Genomic DNA, 3,869 nt, shown 5'->3' with positions numbered 1-3,869 from the left:
CTCGAACCAGCCCCACATCTTGCCGATCGTCTCGGTGTGGATCCAGAACTGCCAGACGAGGTTGAAGCCGAAGGTGAAGGCAATCACCGCCGGATGGAAGCCAAGCAGCACCAGCGGCGCCTGCAAAACGAACATGAAGGTGAACAGGCCGGTCCAGTTTTGCCGCAGCGCCGTCGATAAATTGTAGTGCTGGCTGGAATGATGGTTGACGTGTTCGGCCCACACCCAGCGCACCCGGTGCGCGATACGGTGATAGACGTAGTAGCGCAAATCATCGAGCAGGAAGGCGGCCAGGAACACCCAGACCGACAGGCCGAGATTGAAGATGCGGAACTGCCAGAGCCACAGCAACGCCCAGTAGGACACGACGCCAAGCAGCAGCCCGGCAACGACATTGCCGGTGCCCATCATCAGGCTGGTCAAGGTGTCGCGCGTTTCGAACGAACCCTTGGCGCGGCCGGTGCGCACCAGCCAAAGCTCGATCAGGATCGCGACCACGAAGAACGGAATGGCCAGTTGGGTGACTTGCGGGAAATTGTAGCTGTCCATCATGCGGCCGCCCCAGTGGAATTCGAACGTTGCTGCTCAAGCGCTTTCAGCAGGCCCTGCGCATCCGTTGAGCTGGCAAAGCGGAAGCGGCCGCCCTTCCAAGTGAAGTCGGCGAGCCGCAGCGAAACCGTGTTCGCCCCTCCGGCGTTCAAAACCATGACATCTTGAGGTGTGACGATGCGGGTCAAGAAGCAATCGCCGATGCCGTGAACGATGCCGATGCGCCCTCGCCCGATATCCAGAAACGCAGTCCTGGCATCCGCTGTCAGGCGGACTACCGTCGCGATCTCGTCGGGAAAATCCTCAGCGAATCGGCTCACCGCGCGATTGGCACTGCTGAGCGTCGCTATCTTGCTGCCGCCGGTGAAATGCACCGCCGCAACCGACAGCGCGATGCCGAAGGTAACGATCGCCACCAATATGGGTAAGCTCATTCATCTCCTCCGGGCCGGCCTGTTGTCTTCGGCAACAGTTTGGCGCGGGGACGTCTTAACACGATTGACGTTTACGTCAAAGCGCAGGCCAGCCCTTGCTCGCGCGACGCAGCAGCAGCCAATGCCGGCGCAAGGCCGACAGCCGCGCCACGCCTTCGAGCGGCGAACCATTCTCCATCTTGCCGAGGTAGGCACGTGACAGGGCGAGCGGCAGGAATGCCGGACGCAGCGAGACAGGCAAGGTCGGTGCGCCTTGCTCGAAGGCGGAAAGATGTTCCCGTGCCAGCGCCATCATCGCCGCCACCGCGCGTTTGGCGCCGGGTCCGCCATCACCAGCAATGAATTCTTCCGGCGACGATCCCGCCGCCGCCAAAATATCGGCCGGGACAAAACACTGTCCGCGCCGGCGATGCAGCGGCAACAGCAGCAACAGGCCGGTCATCGCCTGCGCACAGCCTGCCCTGCCCGCCAGATCGGCAAAGCGCGGCGCCCCGACGGGATCGAGCACCATCGCCGCAAGCTGGATGAGCGCGGCAGCAGTCTCGCCGCAATAGCCTTCCAGGTCAGTGCGCGACGGCATCGGGTCGTCATAGAGGTCGAAGATGCGTGCATCGAGCATGTTCTCGAAGGCCGGCTTCGGCAGGCCGAACGTCGCTATCGTGGCGTTCAAGGCTTCGGCTGTGGGATGGCCGGCGCCCGCTTCTCCGCCAGCGGCAATGACATCGCGCCACCATTGCAGCCTCACCTCGCCCGGCAGCGCTTCATGGATGCGATCGCGGATTCCTGCGATCTCGGCATTGAAGGCGTAGAGCGAAAACAGCGCGTCGCGCTTGTCGTCGGGCGCGTAGAGCGCGGTCAGATAGCGGTCATGGTCGGCGGCGCGCACCGCGTCCATGACGATTTTGGCATTCTGGGACATGTCAATCGACGGCGATGAGCGCGGCGGCCACGGCGCGCTCTTCCGCCAGAAGGACATTGTAGGTCCGTACCGCGGCACCGGTCGACATCGGGTCGGACGCAATGCCGGCAGCCTTCAGCGCGGCTCGCAGTGCGGCGGGCAATGGCCGGAGATCCCTGCCCATGCCGACCAGCAGGATCTCGACCTTGCCGGCCTCAGCCAGCAGCTTGTCGAAATCCGCCACCGTCAGCACCAGAGGATCAGCCGGTTCCCAGCCATGGATGCCGGATGGCAGGCACATGAGCGAACCGCGATGCGACATGTCGGCAAAGCGGAACCCGCCATTGCCATAGGCTTCGATCGGCGCGCGGCCCGGAAAATGCGCCTCGCGGATGACGATGCCTTTGCCGGTCACCGCTATACCCCTTCGGGGCGGCGCGTCAGGTCGCGACCGCCTTGCCGCCATTGACCGGCTTCTCCTCGTCGGCCGAAGCCTGCGGCCTCAGCTTGAACAGGATCAGCAACGGTGCGGCGATGAAGATGGACGAATAGGTGCCGAAGACGACGCCGAACAGCATGGCCATCGTAAACGAGCGGATCACCTCGCCGCCGAACAGCACCAGCGCCAGCAGCGCCAGGATCGTCGTCACCGAAGTCAGCGTCGTTCTCGACAGCGTCTCGTTGATGGCGTTGTTCAACAGCTGCGGCAGCGGCATGCGCTTGTATTTTCGCAAATCCTCTCGAACACGGTCATAGACCACGATCGTATCGTTCAGCGAATAGCCGATGATCGTCAGGATCGCCGCCAGCGATGACTGGTTGAACTCCAGTCCGGTGATGACGAAGAAGCCGAGCGTCATGACCACATCGTGCACCGTCGCCACGATGGCGCCGACCGCGAACTGCCATTCGAAGCGGAACCAGACATAGACCAGGATGCCAAGCAGCGCGATCAGCATGGCGATCGTGCCTTGCTTGGCAAGCTCGCCAGAAACGGTCGGGCCGACCACTTCGACGCGGCGGAAATCGTAATTGTCCTGCAGCTCGCCACGCACCTTGTCGATGACGGTCTGCTCGGCATTCTCGCCACCATCCTGCGTCCCGACGCGGATCAGCACGTCGTTCGGCGTACCGAACTGCTGCACCTGAACTTCGCCGATGTTGAGCTCGGTCAGCCGCGCACGGAGGTCGGCGAGGTCGGCATTGCCGCTCTTGGCCTGCACCTCGATCAGCGAACCGCCCTTGAAGTCGATGCCGTAATTGATGCCGACGGTCATGAACAGCACCACCGACAGGATCGACAGTGCGCTGGAGAGCGTGAAGGTCCAGCGACGGATGCCCATGAAGGGGATCTTGGTGCCGGGCGGAACGAAGGTCACCGGTGCCTTCGGCAATTCCTTCGGGCGAGCCCGGCGCAGCCAGATCGAGACCAGCAGGCGGGTGAAGGTGAAGGCGGTGAAGACCGTGGTCAGGATGCCGATGGCGTAGGTGATGGCAAAGCCCTTCACCGGCCCGGTACCGAGATAGAACAGCACCACGGTGGCGATCAGCGAGGTGATGTTGGAATCGACGATGGTCGCCAGCGCCTTGGTGAAACCGGTATCGATCGCCTGGATCACGGAGCGGCCGGCGCGTCGCTCCTCGCGAATACGTTCATAGATCAGCACGTTGGAATCGACCGCCATGCCGATGGTCAGTACGATACCGGCGATACCAGGCAAGGTCAGCGTAGCGCCAAGCAGCGAGAGCACGCCGACGATCATCGCCACGTGCACCGCCAGCGCGATGTTGGCGAGGAAGCCGAGGAAGCCGTAGGCGACGAACATGAAGGCGACGACGAGGATAGAACCGATGATGCCGGCGACCTTGCCGGCATGGATCGAATCCTGGCCAAGGCCCGGACCAACGGTGCGTTCTTCGATCACCGTCAGCGTCGCGGGCAACGCACCGGCGCGCAGCAGCACCGCAAGGTCGTTGGCGCTCTGGGC

The 3,869-nt window shown here is 63.1% G+C and carries 5 protein-coding genes; all 5 read right to left on the bottom strand.

The window, feature by feature from the left end; translation table 11 throughout:
• Positions 1-549: sterol desaturase family protein (locus EN906_RS25910; RefSeq protein WP_206529166.1), on the bottom strand; the 549-nt coding region annotated here is incomplete at its 3' end.
• Complete coding sequence (locus EN906_RS25905) at positions 549-965, bottom strand: hypothetical protein (RefSeq protein WP_335930813.1); 417 nt, start codon at positions 963-965, stop codon at positions 549-551. The genes EN906_RS25910 and EN906_RS25905, both read right to left, overlap by 1 nt.
• A 94-nt stretch (positions 966-1,059) precedes the next feature.
• On the bottom strand, positions 1,060-1,902 hold the full coding sequence (locus tag EN906_RS25900) for a phytoene/squalene synthase family protein (RefSeq protein WP_164748857.1): 843 nt from the start codon (positions 1,900-1,902) through the stop codon (positions 1,060-1,062).
• Between the two features lies 1 nt (position 1,903).
• Positions 1,904-2,347: an Mth938-like domain-containing protein gene (locus EN906_RS25895; protein WP_164748856.1), complete on the bottom strand. Its 444-nt coding sequence runs from the start codon at positions 2,345-2,347 to the stop codon at positions 1,904-1,906.
• The coding region (secF, locus tag EN906_RS25890; protein ID WP_127375478.1) for a protein translocase subunit SecF at positions 2,322-3,869 on the bottom strand (1,548 nt) is incomplete at its 5' end. The genes secF and EN906_RS25895, both read right to left, overlap by 26 nt.

The sequence above is a fragment of the Mesorhizobium sp. M7A.F.Ca.CA.004.06.1.1 genome (assembly GCF_003999135.1).
Taxonomy (GTDB): Bacteria; Pseudomonadota; Alphaproteobacteria; order Rhizobiales; family Rhizobiaceae; genus Mesorhizobium.
Note: the sequence above shows the minus strand (reverse complement) of the source record. Positions and strands in the feature narration are given on the sequence as shown.

What these genes read in the sequence shown, in the direction of transcription:
- EN906_RS25900 (WP_164748857.1), bottom strand. Translation starts at nt 1,902, where the DNA reads ATGTCCCAGAATGCCAAAATCGTCATGGACGCGGTGCGCGCCGCCGAC.
- EN906_RS25895 (WP_164748856.1), bottom strand. Translation starts at nt 2,347, where the DNA reads ATGGCGGCAAGGCGGTCGCGACCTGACGCGCCGCCCCGAAGGGGTATA.